Below are 19,878 nucleotides of genomic sequence, written 5' to 3' on the forward strand. Positions count from 1 at the left end.
ACACCGAACAGCATGGACTGGGACCGAGTCGATTTCACCCAGCCTGAATCCCTTGCGGCAGATACATCTGATCTTGGGACATAGCGCGGCTGCCGTTGACAGCGAGCGCACCGAACAGAGACATCGCGCGCGCGATGACGAACATAGATTTTGATATCGGAGAGAATATATGCACGTGCTGATATGGAGCCAGCCTTGGCCAACTCAGGGAGGCGACCTTTTCTTCGGTCTTAACGCCTTTACGAAAACGCTACTGGAGCAAGCAAGTGCTTTGATTGCTCAGAAGTGCAAGGTGACGATTGCATTTCCAGACGCATTTTCGGATCACGTTGATCGGCTCAAAGGTTCGTGCGACCTTATTCCGCTGAATACGATTGATGTCATTCGTGTAATAGGAAGCTGGGCCGATCCCTCCGTTGGACTCTATGTAGACGGACAAGATTCCGCAATTTGCAGTCGTTTGACAACTTATCTTGCCGACAAGCTCCCTAAAGACGTAGACTGTGTTCTTCTATGGGAGACGCCGTCACCTTACTTGCGTAATCTGTATCCCGACGCATTGATCGTCAGTCAGATGCCGGGCGCATTCGCGCGGGCGCCCTATCCCCATACCATTACATTCGATACAGTGGGGCTTTATCGACAGAGCACCATGTTCCAACATGCGGATCATATCGTTTCATCCGCACCAATTGCGCCAGCTCTTTCGTCGTTCCGCGACACAACGATGCGGATCTTCAATCGGTTCCCGGTTCCATTCGCGGAAACGCTCCAGTCGGAAGGTCGCCAGTTTTCGCTTTTACCCCTTCAGATTTCCGCACATTACGCCTTCAAGGCTGACACGGGCTTTTACTCCCAAGCCGAGTTTTGCATGAAGGCTCTGACGGAGATGGATCCGTCAAAAACGGTGATGGTCACTCAGTACGTTTCCAACATGTACCGAGATATGGTCATGACACAGGAGTTCACCGAGTTTCTTGTCAAAAAACACCCCAACCTGGTGTTCGATCCCGAAACCGGATCCATTCCGTCGGTCAGTCAGCATCTTCTACAGAGCGCGTCCGAGGTTGCCGTCGCAACGTCCGGGCTCGCGCTTCAAGCAATGATATGGCACACGCCCCTGAAGGTGATCGGGGAAACACACCTGGCTCCATTCGATCAGTCCAAGGTCAGTCAAGACATCCAGCGCGATCGGATACTCTCTTTCGCACTGATGAGGAACCAACCACTCGCGAGCAAGCTCCTTGACGGGAAGTTTCTCGTCTCACTACTCGAAGAATTGGCTGGTCGTCGGGCACGGCCTATAGAGGATCGGTTTCCGTCGTTTACTGACATAGATCCCCATTACGATGAGATACTCTTGTCGAGCTTTAGAGAGAAGATCGTGGAGCGCGACTACGCGAGAGCAGGGCTTGCTTCAGCAACCCCTTCAAAGGCGTCTCAGTTTGCTGATCTTCTCAAGACCCAGTCGCCTCAACTCGTGTCTTTCGATCTCTTCGATACGCTTGTCATCCGCGGCTTTGAAGCGCCGGCGGACCTGTATCGTCTCCTCGAACTGGAGGTGGATCGCCGTCGGCTTGAACCGATCTTCGACTTTGCTGCTAAGCGTCTCGCTGCCGAACTTGCGGCGAGAACGGAGGCGCAAGGGGAAGAAATATCGCTTCAGGATATTTATGACCAGTTCGCTCTGGCACTCGGCGTCCCTGCGAGCAGCTTAGCACCCTATCTTGAAGCCGAAATCGAGATCGAGGTTCGCGCCTGCCGGGTTCGGCCTATCGGGCAGAGGATGTTTCAGGCCGCCAAAGCGGCCAACATCCCGGTCATTGTCACAAGCGATATGTACCTGCCGCGCCATTGCATCGATTCTATCCTTGATCGTACCGGCTATGATCCAGACCAAATCTATCTCTCGAGCGAAATCGGGATGACAAAAAAATCGGGATCGTTGTTTGATTATATCGCCGCCGAGCGCAGCATATCACCGGTCCGTATGGTGCACGTTGGCGACAACATCAACACCGACGTTCGTCCGGCCGAGTCGAGGAAGATCACCGCATTTCATGTACCGAAATCATCGGATTACATATCAAAGCATCCTCAGTTGCTGGCTGCCTTCGGACGGCGCGTCCCGATGACGGGCCTCGGCCGAAGCGTGACCGCAGGCGCGATCGCCCATAAGCTTTTCGACGACCCGAAGAAAGCCACGTTTGAAAGCGTCTCGCGTGGCGACCCTTGGCTACTTGGCTATACTGTCGTTGGGCCACTCGTTGCCGCGATGGCGACATGGATACGCCGATCCTCGATCGAGATGGAGTTGGAGACACTCCATTTTCTGTCAAGGGAAGGAAAAATCTTGAAAGATGCGTTCGACCGCGTCGCCAGCGTTGCCCCTACTCGGGCAAAGTCGAACTACTTGTTCGGTTCTCGGCGAGCAATTCGCGTCGCGCAACTCTCCTCCTTCGAAGATATCATCGAGCTTGCAAATCAGACGATCGATAACACGGCTTCACTCAGTTCACTGCTAACGGGTCGTTTCGGGCTGGAAAGTTCGGCAATTACAAGCGATGATCTTGCTGAAACCGGCTACAAAAATCTCCAAGCGGTCATTGGTCGAAGCGCTGCGGAGAAAGCAAAGCTGAGACAGCTCCTAAAAAGGCTTGAGCCGAAGATCCTGTCCATTGCGCATAGCGAGGGGACGATTTATCGCGAGTATTTGAAGGCAAGCGGACTTTACAGCGACGAACGGTTTGCCGTGGTCGACGTAGGCTGGCATGCCAATATGCAGGGCAGCTTAGGGCAGATGCTCGGCAAACCTATAACAGGCCTGTACTTTGCCAGTCTGGAAGCCTCCACACGCTGGAAGAGAGCCGGCCACACGATCCGAGCTTTTATGGGAGAAGACGTCATCGCGACGGACCGCGACCCAATCCTCTCAAACCGCCTGATGCTGGAGAACATTCTTTGTGACGTAACGCCTACGATCGAGCGCGTCCGCCAGTCATCTTCCGGGTCTTTCGAACCGGTTTATGTCGGGGAAACATCTCCTGATCGTCTCAAGTTGATAGGCGCGATCCAGCGTGGCGCGCTCTCCTTTGTTGACGACATCTGCCGCACACTCGGCCCAAACATTGCAGAGGTCAACTTCGGCCCGGACATCGCGACCGCTCTTATGGCGGATTTCCTGTCTTCACCGTCAGCCGACGATGCAGCACTGTTTCTCGGCGCACAGCTTGAGGATGCGTTCAGCGGAGCAGCGACCCGGCATTTTATCTCACCGACCAAGGATGTTTCAGCATCCTATTGGAAGGCAGGATACGCGGCGGTCAAGGCTCGGACCAAAACTGCACCAAGTGCAGCGACCCCCGTCGTGGCGAAGGCGGTTTCCCGTGCAAAGATGGAAATTCTTCCGATAAAGAGAGAACCGTCTGGGCTGCAGAAGAGTTTGATGCCGATCGTTCGTCCTTTGGTCGCGAAAATCGGAAACGAAAAGGACCTAAGGAAGTTCAACGCAGATCCGGAAGGCTTTTTCGCCGACCTGCGCAACCCTTGGTACCGCGGAGTGGGAGCCGTTCTTTTTCCGCCGAGAAAATGAGCAAAACGCTTTAACTCAACAGGATGGGAGCCCGGTCGGTTTGGCAAAATGGCCGCACCTCCTTTCTGGCTGGTGAAGATCAGATCGACACTGATTATGGCGACTGGCTCCATATTGAGCCATGCGCCGTAATTGACCGCGAAAATGAAGGCAGATGCGGCAAGATCGGTAGAGGTGAATTGCACGGATAGCGTCAGGGCTCGTGGATCCGTCACGGCTCAGGCTCTGAGTGTGAAACGACGCCTGTCGCGTCTAACAATCATTGCCTAATCCCTCGGTACCCGCGACGGTCGTGAAAGGCGTGATGCTATCGAGATCGGCAACGCGTGAAATGCTTGCAGTCTTCTGGCATCTTGATATCGACCAGATTTAAAGGTTATGTCCGGCTCTGCGTCTGGAGTTTATGGACGGCCGTAACGGAAGAGCTCGCTCGTTGAATATTGCAGAATCACACTACAGAGTTGTAGCAGCCCTCGTGATCCGAGAGATGTCGACCAGATTTGGTAGCAAACCTGGCGGCTATGCCTGGGCTGTTCTCGATCCCGTCGCGCACATCACGTTCATGTCATTCATTTTCATGGGAATTGCGCGAAAACCGCCGCTTGGCACCAGTTTCATTCTGTTCTTCGCGACCGGATATCTGGGATATCAGTTCTACCAATCAGCAGCCGGTTATATAACTGGCGCTGTTGCAAGCAATCGCGCTCTTCTTGCTTATCCCAATGTCGCGCCGATCGATACCGTTATCGCACGGCACATTCTTCAGCTCGGCACTAATGTTGTGGTCAGTTTCGCTGTCCTGTTGCCAATACTTGCAGCTCTCAATCACCCCGTCCAAATCAATTGGGGGCCGCTCGTCGAGAGCGTGCTCGCTGGAAGCATGCTCGCGTTAGGGATTGCTTTCGCAAATGTCGTCTGGTTTCAAAAATACCCCCTATACGAAAAAGTATTCGGTATTTTAAGTCGCCCTCTCTTCATGTTGTCAGCTGTCTTTTACCTACCGGACTCTCTTCCCGCTCAGATGAGAGATATCATTCTTATTAATCCGGTGGCGCATGTGATCATGTCTTTTCGGAAGGGTTTTTACCCAGAGTATCGCGCAATTGGATACGATCCATTTTATTTGTTCATGTGCGCTTCTATAGCATTATTTCTGGGCTTGATGGTCTTCACCTCTTCGCGAGAAGTTTTGAGAGGCCGTTGAATTCAGGGGATGATCGCGTAGCTTGGAAGACATCTTTCCATGTGAACTTTAATTATGACAGCGAGACAGTGCTATGCTCGGACAGGGATCACTTGCAATGCCGTATACGCAACTTCTAGACCGACTTAAAGCTGCGCGCGCTCCAGAGCGGACGCTGGATCTCGCAATCGCTATGCTTCTTGGATATCGTCGAGAAGTTGTCGAAGATAAAGGCGATAAGACGGTGAACTGGTACGCGCCCACGGGAGGAACAGCGGAAAGAATTCCATTGTTCACATCGTCAGTGGACGACGCCCGAGAGCTCGCGAACGCGCTGTTTCCAGGTCATGTTGCGGGGTGCAGCTGGGAATCGGGGATGGCGAGCGCAAAAATCGATGATGGTCCATACATCGAAGCACCGTCGCCGGCGCTTGCCCTCTGCATAGCGGTCATTACGATGGCACAGGCAGCCGGCATACGTCCCGGTCTGCAAGCCCGATAACTTTGCCTGAAAGCTCCCGTCTAAGGACTTACATTTTGCGTGAAAGCCTCCCGCCCGCGAACTACAAAATAAGCGGCACTGGTACGAACACGACTGTAAAAATTGCAGACACGGCCGTTCTACCACCGTCAGGTCTTGATATTACGACATCAGGCGACAGTAACACCCTGTTAATCGGCAAGAATACCGATATCCGCGGCATGTCGATGCAATTTTACGGCAGCGGAAACAAGGTAATTATAGAAAGAGGCGCGAGGATAAAGGGAGTTTTTATCTGTAAAGGCGACAATAATACTATTCATATAGGTCATCACGTTGAGTTTGTTGGCGCATTTGTCCAGGCAGAGTACAACACGGAGATCGTTGTTGGAGCATGGGGCATCTATTCTACAGGCCTTGTTATACGGTCCGGTGACTCACACTCAGTGGTCGACATCAAAAGCCTCAAACGCATCAATCAGCCCAAATCCATTCACATAGCAGACCGTGTCTGGGCTGGTTATAACGTCAGCATCATGAAGGGCGTTGAGATACAACACGACACAATCATCGGAGCTAGCTCCGTGGTTACGAAATCGCCCGGCGAGGGTCGATGTATTATTGCAGGCACACCGGCAAAGGTCGTCAAAAGAGGTGTTTTCTGGGAGAAGAGGTCCCTTGGCGACAATGTCGCTGAAAGCTTCTGGGACGCCTCGCTTAAGTTTCGAGACATTGATCGGGCAGTCTATATGAACGACATTAGGGAACCCGCACAGCGAGACTGGAAAACAGTCGCACTGTGGGGTGCCGTCATCATTTCACTGGCATTGCACCTTCTCAGATGATCTCTTGAAGAGCATCGCTGAAGAGCTCATACCCCTTATCGCCGAAATGCAATTTATCAATGTAAAGATCGAAATCATCTGGAGAAGCATTATATCTCTCCATGATAGACGCATGAATCCTGACCAATTCGAAGCCACGTTGATGGGAAATTTGACCTAAATTCTTATTGAGATAAATAATATCGTCAGATCTATATTTCATTTCATCGCCGCGTGGCGGTATTTCCGAAAGAAACAAAGCCGCTTTCGGCACAGATGTCTTTAAAGAATCTATTAAGGCCAGAAGCCGACACAATATTGTTTCCGGCTTCACATCGGTTTTGAGATTGTTTGTTCCTGCAATTACGATGATGCGCTCTGGCGCTAGATCTTTGATGTTGTGCACATCCAGACGCCACAGAATGTTCTCGACACGGTCACCGGGCACCCCTAGATTGATAAATGATTGACCAAACCGTTCTTGCTGCAGTGTCTTCGGCCAGAATTTCGCGAGTGAGTCGCCGACAAGCAGTGTCCCACCTTTAAATTTTTTCAGGAACTCTGCTTGCTTTCGCGTCTGTTGTTCCCAGACTTCATCTCTTGAAGACCGCTCGAACAACGGGGGGAAGGCCTCTGTTTGGGAGTGATCATTCATCTCTTTGTCCTGTAACGCAGCAAGTCTGCAGGAATAGAGCAACGGCGCTCGCGTCGCAACGATCACTGCGCGACCATTCATGATATCGTGGACGTACTGCTCTCGCTGCGATCAAATCCTTAAAAGATATGTCCAAGCTTCAGTTTTGCGCCGCCGTCGGCTTCATGGCGAAGACAACACCTCTTCTGGGCATGCATCTTTCAAGAACCGTGGGCCGCTATAATCATCGCGCGGGGCATCCCGAAACCCACCCCCCGACCACATTCCCGCATGACAAATCAGTCAGCTATCACAAACATTGTTTCTTGCACGTCACCTTGATAGGAATGCAACATTCGGTCGCCGGGAGCACGGAGCCTCCTGACGGATGCCGATACGCCGGGTTTTCCGGACAGTTTTCCGGGACGCACATTCCGTTTGATTTCAAGGAAGAACGACATGGCCGTCGCCCCCCATTCTGAAGTGTCCGTCGGCGAAGGTACGCACAGAGTGACCTTTTCCAACACCGGCAGGCTGTCCCTGATCGCCGGTCCCTGCCAGATGGAGAGCCGCGACCATGCGTTCATGATCGCCGGCACCTTGGTTGAGCTCTGCAGCAAGCTCGGTCTCGGCCTCGTCTACAAGTCCTCCTTCGACAAGGCGAACCGCACGTCGATGTCCGGCAAGCGCGGCATCGGTCTCGACAAGGCGATGGAAATCTTCGCCGACCTCAAGGCGGAATATGGCTTCCCCGTCTTGACCGACATTCACACCGAAGAGCACTGCGCACGCGTCGCCCCGACCGTCGATATCCTGCAGATCCCGGCTTTCCTGTCGCGTCAGACGGACCTGCTCGTGGCCGCCGCCAAGACAGGCCGGGCGATCAACGTCAAGAAGGGCCAGTTTCTGGCGCCCTGGGACATGAAGAACGTTCAGAGCAAGTTTCTCGAGAGCGGGAACCCGAACGTGCTCTTGTGCGAACGCGGTGCCTCGTTCGGCTACAACACGCTCGTCTCCGACATGCGATCGCTGCCGATCATGGCGTCGCTCGGTTCGCCTGTCGTGTTCGACGCGACGCACTCGGTCCAGCAGCCCGGCGGGCAAGGCGGATCGTCGGGTGGGCAGCGCGAGTTCGTGGAAACGCTGGCGCGCGCCGCCGTGGCCGTCGGCGTGGCCGGCGTGTTCATTGAGACGCACGAAGACCCCGACAACGCGCCGTCCGATGGACCGAACATGGTGCACCTGAAGGACATGCCGCAGCTTCTCGAAAAGCTGCTCGCCTTCGACGCCATTGCCAAAGCATAGACGCAATTGGGTCCCATGGACCTTCGACACGAAGATATGGAAGGAGTCGCGGCATGATCAAACGCGCTTTGCAACTTGTTGAACACGATGTGATTGATTCTGCACTGCGAACGCTTTCCTTTGGGAAGCAGGGGCTGGACGCGCTCGAAGCCGCCATGGCCAATGGCCTGGGCGATGCCTTCCGCAAGGCAGCGGCGCTGATCGGCGAAAGCGACGGTCGGGTCATCATCACCGGCATCGGCAAAAGCGGGCATATCGGCAGCAAGATTGCCGCCAGCCTCGCATCGACGGGCACGCCGTCCTTCTTCGTGCACCCGGTCGAAGCCAATCACGGTGATCTCGGCATGATCACGCCGGCCGATGTCGTGCTGGCGCTGTCCTGGAGCGGAGAGACGGCCGAGCTTCAAGGGATCGTGTCCTTTACGCGTCGCTTTTCCGTGCCGCTGATCGCGCTGACATCCGGGGAACACTCGGCCCTTGCGCGCGGCGCCGATATCGTGCTGCTTCTGCCGAAGGCGACGGAAGCCTGCCCGCACGGACTGGCGCCGACGACCTCGACGCTGATGCAGCTCGCCATGGGCGATGCCCTTGCCGTCGCGCTGCTCGAAGCGCGGGGCTTTTCGGCAACCGACTTCCGCGTCTACCATCCAGGCGGCAAGCTCGGCGCCATGCTCTCGCATGTCAGCGACCTCATGCACACGGGCGACCATCTGCCGCTCGTGGCGAAAGGCTGCTCCATGCCGGATGCGATCCACGAGCTGTCGGCCAAGCGGTTCGGCTGCGTCGGCGTGGTGGACGACGACGGCCGTCTCTGCGGCGTCATGACGGATGGCGATATCGCCCGCCACCTCGATGGCCGCCTCGGGTTGATGACGATCGACGAGGTCATGACCCACAACCCGAAGACGGTGGGAAAAGGCACGCTGGCGACCGCTGCCATGGCGATCCTGAGCAAGCACGGCATCGCGGCCCTGCTGGTGGTGGACGACGACAGAAGGCCGATCGGGATCGTCCATTTCCACGATCTCCTGCGCGCCGGCGTGGCCTGAAGCCTCTCTGGGGGCGGTCCATTGTCACCAGGGTCGACGCAGCAGGCGTTGCACCCCGGTGCATACTCCGCCTTGCCTGCTCCGACCGTCGTCACGACCGTTGGAGAAAGAAACACGCGCTTGCGGCAGAGTTGGCGATCCGCGCCATGCCGCGGCCGTGCGGGAGCGGCCTTGGTCGCCATGCGAAAGCGCGGCGTTGATGTGCGCTGACCTCGGCGCCCATGCCCGTGCCCGTGCCCGTGATCAGGACGAGGACTGGGCGCGTCCAAGCCCTAGAGACCCTGGTCCCGTTTCCCCATGGCGTGCGGCGGCCTCACCGTTCCTCCAATGCCCGCACTTGCCGGTCCAGCCGCTTGACGATTTCGAGCAGAGCGGAGAAGGCGCGTTCATACTTGAAACCCTCGACGGCACCGCCCGGACCCCGGATCACCAGAGGCTCAAGGCCAAGTGCGGCGGCTTGATCCGCAATCGAACCCATATGATCGGTTTCAGGATCATCGCCCTCGCAGAGGCTTTTGTAGAGCTTGCCGTCGAGCAGGAGCATCGCATCGAGCATCTCGTCCGGGATCGGCCTGACATCCGTTTTGTACTTGAGCGCAGAAGTCGAGCGTCGCAGACGCCCATCGCTGTCCACCATCACGTTTGCGGCGTTCGCCGTTGTGCCGGCGTAGACAGGAGGCGACGCAAGGCTACCTCCGTCATAGGAAAGGAAGGTGACGTTGCTCCGCTGGAACGTCACGGTGCCTTCGCCCCAGCGCTGGTCGTAGGCCGTTCCCCAGACGGTCTCGTTGTCGGCCATCCATCCCCAGGTGGTGATGGCATCGCCAACCATATTCTGGAGGCTTATCCGACCGTCGGCCCGCCATGAGCGAAGGGTCAGGCCCGACATGCCCGTCTCGCCATCCGAGAGGAAGTCGAACCCGTTGTGATAGCCGGGGCCTTGGAAGGAAATCCGGCGTCCCTTGTCACCACGCGGGATCCAGGCTCGCGGCAGCACGTCGCCCGTGTCGTCGGGTATATCCGCGCTGATATTGCAAAAGAACTCGCCCTCGAACCGCAGCAGATCGCCTCGGTGCGGAGTCGTCTGGGCGCTGGTGCGGATGCGACCGCGCCTTTGCGCCTTGGGCACGCCTTGTGATGTCTGGTACGACAACCATGCCGCACTCGTTTCTGCAAAATTGCGGCCACCCGCCACGTCGAGATTGGACCAGGACCCGATGTCGAACATCCAGATGCTGGCGCAATCGAAGCGGCAGCTTTCGAACGACAGGCCTTGCGCGCCGCCCAGCCCGGGGATGGCATAGTTCAGGCGGATCAGGGCACCATCTGCTTCCCGATAGGCAAGGGTCTCGCCGCTGCTGTCGTTGTAGAACTCGCAGGCACGAAATTTCGTGTCGGAGATGCCGTTTGCGGCATAGGCGGCGTTCGGACCGCTCTCGACCACCAAGGCACATGCCCCTTCGAACCGGCAGACGTCCCAGAGATTGTTCGTCAGCCCATAGTCGTAGAGCGTCGCGTAGTCGGACGTGAACCATGCGGGAAGGTGAGCCAGCGTCATCATCCGCGGATTCGATCGCCCCCATGTGGCGTCCAGACGGCACGCCGCTTTTCGCCATGCGCCGCGCACGTCGAGGCCCGAATAGAAACCCCGGGACACGCCGCACAAAAGCAGGCCGACATCCCAGGAATCGGCATCGCGGCCCGTCTGAAGCGTGATGTCGATCACGCCGCCATTCTCGCCGAGTTCGGCGATAAGGGGGCGCAGAAGGACGTCCGTTCCATCGCCGCTCTCATCGGTCCAAAGCCGCGGTGTGCCGGGCCCCGATGTGTGAAACACGGTTCCGGTCAGCGGATGGGCGACCCCGGCGGTTGTGTCTCCGTACTTGCGCAAGACGTTGTGCCGAACAGTGCCTCTCAGCCGGACAGAGGACGGGCGATACAGGGTATCGTCGACAAAGAAGAAGCCGGCCGCATGGACATCTCCTCCGCCCTTCGAATACTTGAAATCGATCGCGTTCTGGATTGCCGCCCGGTTGATGGCCGCATCCGCGGGCGAGGCCGAGCCCCTGGCCCCGAACATGCGAACATCGATGTTCAGCGCGTTGGCGTACGACCACCAACCGCCATCTGCCGTCTGCCTGTGCCATGCCCTGACCGGACTTGGAGGCGAAGGCAGCCGGTACATCCTGAAGCTGTCGCAATCGTCGTCAAGATAGTAGCCATGCAGGTCTACAACGGCGATGATCGACGGTATGAACGCGGCGACGAATTGCGCCATCGTGTTGAACGGCAGTATGCCCAGCCCAGACGGGAGGTTCCCATCCTTCCCGGCGATCATCGGGTTCAACCCGGCGCCGCCTGCATGCGTTGCGGCTGCTGTCCCCGCGGTGAGAGCCGACACTCCAAACAGCAGATGTCTGCGCGTTCCGTCCAAAGCAGGCTTTCCCTCGTTTCGCGATCCGAACGCGATTTCGTTTCCCACAGCATGTTTGCTGGAGGCCGCATCGAGCGTACACGGGGCTACGGTAGAGGAAATCTTGGCGAAAGTGGACCCGGAGCCATCGGGACAGGGAACAAGCCCCGGCGTCGTCGGCGCTTGTTCCGACGTGCAGATCTCCGGAGAGGACTTTTTGTCCGCCCGGTACCGAGGCCATGTCTTGAGCAGGGCATCAACCTGTCGGTAACGGTCGCGGAGGATCGTCTCAGCGGGACGTATGCGTTCCGCGAACTAAAACTTAGGACCGAGCACGTCAGTGCTGCCGTTGCAACGCGGCGCGACCTCCAGCACCTCGCGCGTCATGATCTCCGACGGGAAGACAGATCAAGCATCGCTGCCCAGCTCAAGCGCCTTCACGACAAGGTCCGGTTCCCGTGGGGCTTCTACAGGCGACGGGTCAGAAATGCCGGCGCTGTGGCCAGCCAAAAGCCGGGTATAGGAACGCTCGGCGGCCTCCGCGGCTGCAATATGCGAATGGGCCTGTCCGGCGTTCTGATCGGCCTCGAGGCCTTCATGGTTCGTGGTCAACTCCCAGTGCCAGCCCTCGTCGAGACTAATGTCGGACACGGCAAGGTAGATACGCGCAACGGCTTTGTTTCCGTCGAGGCCTGTGAAGTCACCATGGCTGGTCGGGTTCGCCTTACGCCATTCCAGCGGGACGACAAAGGTGGGGCTGCTCTTGTTCATGGGATCGAAACTTGTGTCGTTCCCCGTTGTTCCCAGGAACACGTCGGACGGTGAACTTCGGATGAAGGGCAAACAAGTGCCTTTCCGACCTATCAATCGGACCCGCACGCGTTACCTAGCATGTTCGGACGTCGGTCGTCGTCTGGCACCCTGGCATGGATGGAGGATGCATGTTCCTGCGCACAGTCGATTGGCCGAGAGCCGTCGCGATGGTGGCCGATATCGCCAAAGGAACCGCGTCGGTCACGCTCCGGACGTATTCGCGAAAAGATGACAAGGCTGACGCTGCGGTCAACATCTATGGCTGGGCCTTTCACCAGATCCAGGCGTTCGGCGAGTCCGAGAAACGGGCAACCCGACTTGTGGATACGCAACAGCTCACCCAGGCCCTCCTGGGGATAGCGACGCCGGACGCAGAGTCTTTCACCTATGAGGTGGAGAGCGGCCGGGACTACGCTGTTGAAGCGCAATCGATCGTCAAGGCATTTGGCGATGTTGCCGTAACGGTGGTGTCGGCGGACGTCGGCAAGGTGTCGATTACCTGGTTCACCGTTGTGGTTCGACTGAACAGCGACCTCATTCACTGGAAGATGCAGTATCACGAGCGAGATATCCGGCTCTCGAGCCCCCGCCCATAGGCGGTGACGGTGTGTGCTCCCGCACTTGTTGAAGCCGGAGACCCGCCAAGGCGGCGGAACTCGCACCCGTCCCCGCAGTTGTCGTTGGTGAAGGAGCAAGACCATGACCAATGAGAACGAAGAACGGGCCAACAATGCAGGCCTCGATAGCAGAAATGTGACCGAGCCATCGGCGCTCGATGTTGAGCGGCAACCTCAGCCCGACAAGGCACCGGAGACGGACTCAAATCTCAACACTGCCCCGCCTGTGAGGATGGGGCGCGGATCTGAAGCGGCAGAGAAGCCGACGGAAGCGGATACAGCCGATAATCCGATCCATCATACAGGCCATCTCCCAGCACCGGTGACGAGCAACCGATAAGCAATTCATCTTCGGAGGATTGTAACAATGACGGATCACAAGACGACACATGGCGTCGATCTGCAGGAGCCCACCGGTACGCCGGAACAAAGGGCTTCCAAGGAGCAGGAGCCGCCTGTCCGAGAGTCCAGTGAACAATATTCGAAAGACGTCACGGACCGCAGTCTGATGCCGATCGGCTCCACATTCAAGAAAGGGAAGCCGACCGTGCCCTGACGGGTCAGCATGACACGATCTTGATATCCGCCTCCCGAGCCGCCTGCAGAAATTGCAGGCGGCTTTGTTCCGGCTGTGCAGCATCTTGCAACACGGATTTGCATGTACTGACGGCTCTCTCGTAAAAGACACCGTTCCGCAGAGGCCATTCGTTGCGAAGGACCTTTGCTGCCTCTTTTGCGCTTGTCACAATGCGATAATGCCCATGCCCATACATCTCAAGCGTAACAGGCTGGTCCCAAATCTTCGTGTCCATGGTGTCCTCCATCCATAGAACCTGATGGTTGGCCGTGTGGTTCCCCATCAAACGAATGACACTGATCGCTTATCGAAGCTCAACCCACAAGAGTGTCCATTCCTCTCCCGGTGCCCGATGCCGATAGATCCCTTGACCCTCAAACTGCATGATCTTCGTTATTGAGATGATGTCCGCCGCGGTATGGGCCGCGGGCAGCGAGGCCTGCTCCAGAACGGCCTCTAGCTGCTCCAGCGACGTCGTTCCCTCAAGAGCAGCGCCCGCCGCTCTCTCAATCTTCCAGGCGTACTGGTTCATCTCGTCACCATCTTATCTGCGCAAAGCGTCTTGGATCGTGACCGATGCCGGCACTGCGCTGGCTTCGTTCGTCATTCCGATGATCCTGATGTTCCTCGTTCGCCTCGACGGCAGGCCGTCGCTGGCGATGAAGAAGATCAGGTCGAGCGCTTCTGCCCGTCATTCTCCAAGGTTGGCCCATTCCGTCCCTCTGGGATCAGGAACAGCTCATCTGCGCGTTGCATGTTGAGAGAATACCGAGCCGCAGCGGAAGCTTTGCAGACGGCAGCATTCGCAAGCTTGGAGCGTTCTCTGTGTCCTCTCGTCCCATGATGCGGAGCCAAACAGGGCAGGTGCGCGGAGGTTTCGGTACGGGATGGGACCAAAGGCGTGTGGCTGTCTTTAACTGGAAGCATCGAACCGGAGCAGAACACCGATTGAGCGCGCGAAGATGCTCGGAGCGGGTGCGCCGTCCTCGGCCCTTGATAACCTGCGCCGCCCGAAGCCTTCGTGCCTCAACGCCTGCGCACGGTGCATGGCATGCGGATCTCAGCGATGTTCGCCCGCTCTCTTCACCGCGGAACTGGACCCCATCCGCGACGACGGTATCGATCTATATGGAAAGTGGCGAACGAGAGCGCACAGCTTCCGGCTGTTCCCGAAGGTGGGTACGGCTGCAATCGAAAGCCGATGCGGCCTGTCGCAAAAAGAGCTTTAAAAGGCTTTGGAGAGGGCAACAGATCCTTAAAGGATCAGAACTCCATGTCCCGCAACCTGTCTCGCTGCGGGGCTCTACCGTCGCGCAAGCGAGCTTTCGTGACGTCATTCCCGTTTCGCGCCGAGATCACTCCGCTGGTCGAACCAGAATTTCCACACGACGGTTCTTTTGACGCCCTTCGGGGTCATCCTTTCCTTGCGGTGTTTCATTCGGCGCTACGGGATCGGCTTCACCACGTCCTTCGGTCGTGATCAATGCGGTCTGGAAGTTTTGCTTGCGGACAAGGAAGTCCTTGACCGCTTCGGCCCGCCGGACAGAGAGCTTCAGATTGTAGCTGTCGCTTCCCTTGCTGTCGGTATAGCCATCCACCAGAAACAGCGCCTTCGTGAATCGCTGGCGGACATCGTCCGACATCGCTTCCAAAGCCTGTGTCGCCTTCGAACGCAGTGTTGCCTTGTCGAAATCGAAGAGGATGTCGGCTGACAGGGTGTAGCGAACGCCGCCTTCAACCTCCTTGACCTCTAAGCCCTTCACGACCGGCGGGGGCGGAGCAGCGGGCTTTGGGCCGAGCGCCAATTCGTCGTCCGTCATAGGGGGCGACGCGAACGCAATCCCAGGGGAGGCAAAGCCAATTCCGGGCGATGAGAAACTGATGCTGGGCGACGACGCCGAAAACCCCGGCGGAACTGTCGCTGGTGCGCTTTGCGCCATCGCGCCGCTCACCGCCGCCAGGAGAACGCCCGTTGCGATCGCGAGGTGGCCAATCATTTGACCGGTACATCCATGATCGGCACGGTCGAGCCAAATCGCACGGCGAACGGGCCGGGACTGGTCGCAGGCGGTGCAAACCAGGCCCAGGCCTTGAATGTCTCGCCGGGATTGAGCGGTGCTTCCGGCGGCTGCGTGCAGAGGCACTCGCTGGCGACGCCGATCTTGAAGCTCACCTTATTCGGGAAGTCGTAGAGCGTAATCTCGTTCAGACCATAGGCAGCACGGCCGATACCAATTTCCGCGATGTTGACCGCCGCATTGCTGTTATTGATGACCTCGTAATCAAGCTGCACGATGTCCTGGCCCGGCACGCGCTTGAGGTCGACAATCCGGGCACTTACCCCCGACTGAAGCTCGACCGTCATCGGAGCGCTCTGCGCGAACGCTGCCGAAGTAAAAACAAGCGACAGACCCGTCAGAAGCAGTATGGCTGAACGGCTCGGCATGGTTCTCCCTCCCTATCGAACAGGCCACAGACTACAACTTTGCCCTTATCTCACAAGATCCACGATCGTTTTTCCGAACGGTGCCGATCCCTGCCTGGGACCGCAATAACCATCCCCGAGGCAATCGATGGAGACCCGGATTGCGAGGACGACGAATGCGAACCGAGCCGCTCGATCAAACACGGCGGGCGGCGCAAAGCGGACTGAGACAAGGCATCAATCGCTAAGGGTTTTTATTGGTGAGACTAATCTCTCTGGTGCCCATGCCGAATTCGAATATATTTCATAATAAACTGATTTTATTATTAAAAAAATTTCTCAATCCCAACAAATACCCCCAATAATACCCCCAACCATCAAGGCTACTACCCACCCAGCTCTCGTCAGATGGCAAAATTGACCACGACGATCGGTGCGACCGCGAACCTATGGGGGGATCACTTCTCGCCGCAGATCCTAAGTCGGTGTTCAACGCATCAAATAATTGCTCATACTAATTTAGCTAGCATTCAGGGACGTTTTTCCTGGGAGTGGTCTTTGTCCCAACAGGTATTTACAGAGCACCATTGGCACCATATCAACTATAAGGGTACCAGGATTTTCCCGTAATTTCAGCGCTTTATGGCTCAAATAGGGTCAGACAAACCCTGGGAAATTTTCTAAAAACCGGACCGATATCATTGCATGGTAATGGCATACCGAAAATTCAACTACACAACTTTAATCATTATGATGAATTCTGCATCACTCGGATACATTGCAGAAATATAGCCCATTCCTATCTGTCCCCTGTCGTCACTATACAGCACAGAGGACCATCTTCCATGAACGTCGCTCCGATCACATACACAATTGCCAATGCCACCAAGGCAACTGGTCTTTCCCGCTCTACGCTCTACAATCTCATGAAGGACAAACGGCTCCCTTACATCAAGGTCGGCAAGCGCACTCTCCTGAAAACTTCTGACATTGAAGCCCTGCTTGAGAGCGGCCGGGAGGTTCGCCATTGAACTTCCTCGAAATGCTCCACCGGCACAGCCCGGCGGACAGCCTTATTTCCATCAGCCGTAAAGTTGGTGATGCATTCCCCCCCCCTGGCTTTTACACGATGAAACAGCTGCCCGAAGCCGATGCTTTCATGCGAAAGCGGCGCACAGTCACGAAGTTTACTACACCGTCGCCACACTGAGCAGGCACCCTCCTAATGGCAAACGTGGCGATGGTAGCTATATTGGCCATGTCTCCGCATTCGTCTTTGATTTCGACGTGCTGAACCCCAACAACCTCAAAGCTCACGCCGAAACGGCAATTCCGCAGAGCTTTGATGAGCTTCAGGCTTTTATGGATGACATTGGTCTTCCGCCGCCAAGCGCTCTCGTTCATTCGGGCAACGGCCTCCATGCGTATTGGTTTCTGGATAGCCCTATGCCAGCACATGAAGCCCAGACCGCCCATCGCCGTTTCCAGCGTGCAATTATCGAGCTTGCCAGGAAAAAGAAGCGGTGGAAGCTCGACAATACCGCCGACCTCGCCCGTGTGCTGCGGTACCCTGGCACTTGGAATCGGAAGAGGAGCATAGCTGCCCCGGTTCAACTTGTTAGCGCCGATGGAAACCTCCGCTACTGCGCTGCAGAACTGGATGAATGGGTCACCAAAACGCACCCGCGTGCCGCAGCCCTCGACGCTGCCATCGTAGCCAACAATTTGAAGACCACTGATCACAATGACCGTCGCAAGGTCGCTGATTTCGATAACATCAAAACCAACTGTGCTCTCGTCGCCGATTGGGCTGCTCGCATGATGGATGGCGCACATCTGCCGGAGCCCGAATGGCACCATTTCCTTAGCATTGCCGGCGCTTGCGAGGATGGCGAGACCATCGCCCGCGACCTGTCTGTGATCGATAATCGTTTCAACGAAGCCGAATTTGCCGCCTACATGGCACGCCGCTCGCCGCCACACAAATGCGAGACCATCCAGTCGACATGCGGCACTGAGAAATGCGCCGACTGCCCGTTGATGGATCAGGATCGCTCGCCGATTACCTTTGGCTATGGTCTCCCTTCTGACATTGAAAGGGCCGACGCCTTTCGCCGTTTCGTTCGCGTCTCCACGCCTAACGTCCGTTATTTCGATCTGGATCATTTGAACCGGGCAACGGAACTCCTTCCCGAGTCCCTCGACTCGGAGATTGGCTACCTTTTCGACGGAAAGGCGCATGCCGCTTTCCTGGCGTCTCCCGAGGCCCAACGCGTCCGCCTTGCCCAATACCTGCCCGGTATTAACGCCCGGCTCACCAAAACTGACAATGGTATCCATGTCCTGAACCTGTGGACACCGTCGCCTCTCCTGCCAGCCCATGGGAAGTGGCCTGTGTTCCGGCGTCATCTGGAATTGCTGTATTCCGATCCCGATGACGGCGCTATTGCCTGCGATCACCTTTTGGATTGCCTCGCCTTTATGGTGCAGCATCCGGGCGAAAAAATCCGCCACGCCTATCTGCTTGGCAGCGCCGAACAACAGATCGGCAAGGGGCAGCTTCTGGAACTCATCAAGCAGCTTCTTGGGCCGGACAATCACCAGACTATTGAGGGCGAGGATTTCGGCGAAAAGTTTAATGCCCATACTGCTGATTATCAGTTGCTCGTTGTTGAAGAACTCCCACTCTCAAACAAGCTTGGCATCTACAACAAGATCAAAACCTTGCTGACGGAGCGCGACAAGCTTGTGGAAAAGAAGGGTGTCCAAAAGTTTCGTGCGAAGACGCCTGACTTCCTCCTCGCTACGTCCAATCATGCCCGCCCGCTTACCCTCGAAAAGGCGGATAAACGGGTTTTCTTCTACGAAAGCCCAATGCGTCGCCAATCCAGCGAATATTACCGTACCTTGGCGGAGGCGATGAAAACCGAAGCCCCGGCTATTCTCTACGATCTGTTGCAGCGCGATCTGAGTAGCTTCGATCCCAAATCGCCGCCACCCATGACCGCTGCGAAGTCCCGGCTCCTCTACGACTCCATGCCTGAAACTGAGAAGTCCTTGCAGGAACTTGTTGGTGAAGGCAACGCGCCGTTCAACCGGGATATTATCCACATGGATGATCTTCGTTTCGCCTTGGGTACGTCATCCACACGCAACCAACGCTTCGACGCTCTCAAGGCTATCGGTGCGTTGCAGACAGGCCAGGTGCGGGCCGAACCGGGAAATCCGAAATCTCCGAAGCATCGGCTCTGGATTATCCGCGATTTTGATCGCTGGAAAAACGCCACCGAAGGCCGGATTGTTGCTCACTGGAGGGGTATCTAAATGGCATCCCAACGCCTTCGCCGCCTCATTGCCGAACAACAGCAGGGCTTGGACGACTACCCTGACGTTATCACCCAATTCGATGCCAACTGGCGCGTGATCCGCCACATCAGTGGGAAGCCCCTGATCCTCCAACACCGTGCAGTTAGTCCCTACTACGTAGGCAAATGGAGGACGGCCGACACGGCATCCACCGCCTACGACATGATGGACCTTTGCATGGACGTCACCAACGACCTCGAAAAACTCAAGGAGATTTCTGCAGCATGCGCACCAACTTTGTGAAAGACCAATACGGCAAAATCAAATTCGAGCGGGACAACGACTGGCCGGACATCCTCGTCGAATTTTCTCCTAACGAACGTGTCATCTACGCTGCGGATGGCCAACGCCTCATAGTGCAGCACCGTCACCGCAATGGACAAAACGGCCAATGGGGCAAGTGGGTCCGCGTCGCAATGAAGACGTCCCATGAGCAAATGCGGAAGTTCCTGAACGACTTCCACCCTTTCGCCTCGGACTCCGAAAAACTGGACGCCATTTGCCTTAGGACTGATGACGGTGACTATGTAGAACACAGCCACTAACACCCGTTGCGCCTATAGAAATTATCTCCGCGAACTGCGGATTTATAAGTCGTG

At 56.6% G+C, this 19,878-nt stretch carries 19 protein-coding genes; 12 read left to right on the forward strand and 7 right to left on the reverse strand.

Going from position 1 to position 19,878, the window contains the following annotated elements; all coding sequences use genetic code 11:
- Nucleotides 1–169: 169 nt before the first annotated feature.
- The 3 genes from ASG25_RS13775 (at nucleotide 170) to ASG25_RS13785 (ending at nucleotide 6,101) form a co-directional block, all read left to right on the forward strand.
- Complete coding sequence (locus ASG25_RS13775) at nucleotides 170–3,592, forward strand: HAD family hydrolase (protein WP_062474726.1); 3,423 nt, start codon at nucleotides 170–172, stop codon at nucleotides 3,590–3,592.
- 433 nt (nucleotides 3,593–4,025) lie between these two features.
- Nucleotides 4,026–4,796, forward strand: coding sequence for an ABC transporter permease (locus tag ASG25_RS13780; RefSeq protein ID WP_244479411.1), 771 nt, complete (start codon nucleotides 4,026–4,028; stop codon nucleotides 4,794–4,796).
- Nucleotides 4,797–5,312: 516 nt separating this feature from the next.
- Nucleotides 5,313–6,101 (forward strand): hypothetical protein, encoded by a 789-nt coding sequence (locus ASG25_RS13785; protein ID WP_156379714.1) that lies wholly within the window; start codon nucleotides 5,313–5,315, stop codon nucleotides 6,099–6,101.
- Here the strand turns inward: ASG25_RS13785 and ASG25_RS13790 are convergent.
- On the reverse strand, nucleotides 6,094–6,735 hold the full coding sequence (locus ASG25_RS13790; protein WP_062474735.1) for a GDSL-type esterase/lipase family protein: 642 nt from the start codon (nucleotides 6,733–6,735) through the stop codon (nucleotides 6,094–6,096). The genes ASG25_RS13785 and ASG25_RS13790 overlap by 8 nt on opposite strands.
- Before the next feature lie 438 nt (nucleotides 6,736–7,173).
- On the opposite strand from ASG25_RS13790, the gene kdsA reads away from it, so the two are divergent.
- A complete protein-coding gene (gene kdsA / locus ASG25_RS13795) occupies nucleotides 7,174–8,019 on the forward strand; it encodes a 3-deoxy-8-phosphooctulonate synthase (protein ID WP_062474738.1) in 846 nt (281 codons plus the stop codon).
- Nucleotides 8,020–8,072: 53 nt separating this feature from the next.
- Nucleotides 8,073–9,068, forward strand: coding sequence for a KpsF/GutQ family sugar-phosphate isomerase (locus ASG25_RS13800; RefSeq protein WP_062474740.1), 996 nt, complete (start codon nucleotides 8,073–8,075; stop codon nucleotides 9,066–9,068).
- A gap of 313 nt (nucleotides 9,069–9,381) precedes the next feature.
- Here ASG25_RS13800 and ASG25_RS13805 read toward each other — a convergent pair whose 3' ends face one another.
- Complete coding sequence (locus ASG25_RS13805) at nucleotides 9,382–11,415, reverse strand: tail fiber domain-containing protein (protein ID WP_156381760.1); 2,034 nt, start codon at nucleotides 11,413–11,415, stop codon at nucleotides 9,382–9,384.
- A gap of 474 nt (nucleotides 11,416–11,889) precedes the next feature.
- Entirely contained in the window at nucleotides 11,890–12,252 is a 363-nt protein-coding gene (locus ASG25_RS13810; RefSeq protein WP_062474746.1) for a hypothetical protein, read from the reverse strand.
- Nucleotides 12,253–12,422: 170 nt separating this feature from the next.
- On the opposite strand from ASG25_RS13810, the gene ASG25_RS13815 reads away from it, so the two are divergent.
- From ASG25_RS13815 to ASG25_RS13825, 3 genes are all read left to right on the forward strand, one after another.
- Nucleotides 12,423–12,890 (forward strand): hypothetical protein, encoded by a 468-nt coding sequence (locus ASG25_RS13815; RefSeq protein ID WP_062474749.1) that lies wholly within the window; start codon nucleotides 12,423–12,425, stop codon nucleotides 12,888–12,890.
- 103 nt (nucleotides 12,891–12,993) lie between these two features.
- Nucleotides 12,994–13,251, forward strand: a complete 258-nt coding sequence (locus ASG25_RS13820) for a hypothetical protein (protein WP_062474752.1) — start codon at nucleotides 12,994–12,996, stop codon at nucleotides 13,249–13,251.
- A 27-nt stretch (nucleotides 13,252–13,278) separates the two neighbouring features.
- On the forward strand, nucleotides 13,279–13,467 hold the full coding sequence (locus ASG25_RS13825; protein ID WP_062474755.1) for a hypothetical protein: 189 nt from the start codon (nucleotides 13,279–13,281) through the stop codon (nucleotides 13,465–13,467).
- Between the two features lie 4 nt (nucleotides 13,468–13,471).
- Here ASG25_RS13825 and ASG25_RS13830 read toward each other — a convergent pair whose 3' ends face one another.
- From ASG25_RS13830 to ASG25_RS13845, 4 genes are all read right to left on the reverse strand, one after another.
- Nucleotides 13,472–13,723 carry a DUF982 domain-containing protein gene (locus ASG25_RS13830; RefSeq protein WP_162242196.1) on the reverse strand — a complete coding sequence of 84 codons (252 nt, stop codon included), beginning with the start codon at nucleotides 13,721–13,723 and terminating at the stop codon, nucleotides 13,472–13,474.
- 69 nt (nucleotides 13,724–13,792) lie between these two features.
- Nucleotides 13,793–14,020 carry a hypothetical protein gene (locus tag ASG25_RS13835; RefSeq protein WP_062474761.1) on the reverse strand — a complete coding sequence of 76 codons (228 nt, stop codon included), beginning with the start codon at nucleotides 14,018–14,020 and terminating at the stop codon, nucleotides 13,793–13,795.
- A gap of 823 nt (nucleotides 14,021–14,843) precedes the next feature.
- Nucleotides 14,844–15,485: an OmpA family protein gene (locus tag ASG25_RS13840; protein WP_062474764.1), complete on the reverse strand. Its 642-nt coding sequence runs from the start codon at nucleotides 15,483–15,485 to the stop codon at nucleotides 14,844–14,846.
- A complete protein-coding gene (locus tag ASG25_RS13845) occupies nucleotides 15,482–15,853 on the reverse strand; it encodes a hypothetical protein (protein WP_156379716.1) in 372 nt (123 codons plus the stop codon). The genes ASG25_RS13840 and ASG25_RS13845 overlap by 4 nt, the downstream gene beginning before the upstream one ends.
- A 905-nt stretch (nucleotides 15,854–16,758) precedes the next feature.
- Between ASG25_RS13845 and ASG25_RS13850 the strand changes: the two genes are divergently transcribed.
- From ASG25_RS13850 to ASG25_RS13870, 4 genes are all read left to right on the forward strand, one after another.
- Nucleotides 16,759–16,944: a helix-turn-helix domain-containing protein gene (locus ASG25_RS13850; RefSeq protein ID WP_062474772.1), complete on the forward strand. Its 186-nt coding sequence runs from the start codon at nucleotides 16,759–16,761 to the stop codon at nucleotides 16,942–16,944.
- Nucleotides 16,945–17,200: 256 nt separating this feature from the next.
- A complete protein-coding gene (locus ASG25_RS22810) occupies nucleotides 17,201–19,237 on the forward strand; it encodes a DUF5906 domain-containing protein (RefSeq protein WP_156466903.1) in 2,037 nt (678 codons plus the stop codon).
- Entirely contained in the window at nucleotides 19,238–19,522 is a 285-nt protein-coding gene (locus tag ASG25_RS13865; protein WP_062474784.1) for a hypothetical protein, read from the forward strand.
- Nucleotides 19,504–19,824 (forward strand): hypothetical protein, encoded by a 321-nt coding sequence (locus tag ASG25_RS13870; RefSeq protein ID WP_062474789.1) that lies wholly within the window; start codon nucleotides 19,504–19,506, stop codon nucleotides 19,822–19,824. Before ASG25_RS13865 ends, ASG25_RS13870 begins: the two co-directional genes overlap by 19 nt.
- The last annotated feature ends 54 nt before the right edge of the window (nucleotides 19,825–19,878 follow it).

The organism is Rhizobium sp. Leaf384, from assembly GCF_001424065.1.
Taxonomy (GTDB): Bacteria; Pseudomonadota; Alphaproteobacteria; order Rhizobiales; family Rhizobiaceae; genus Ferranicluibacter.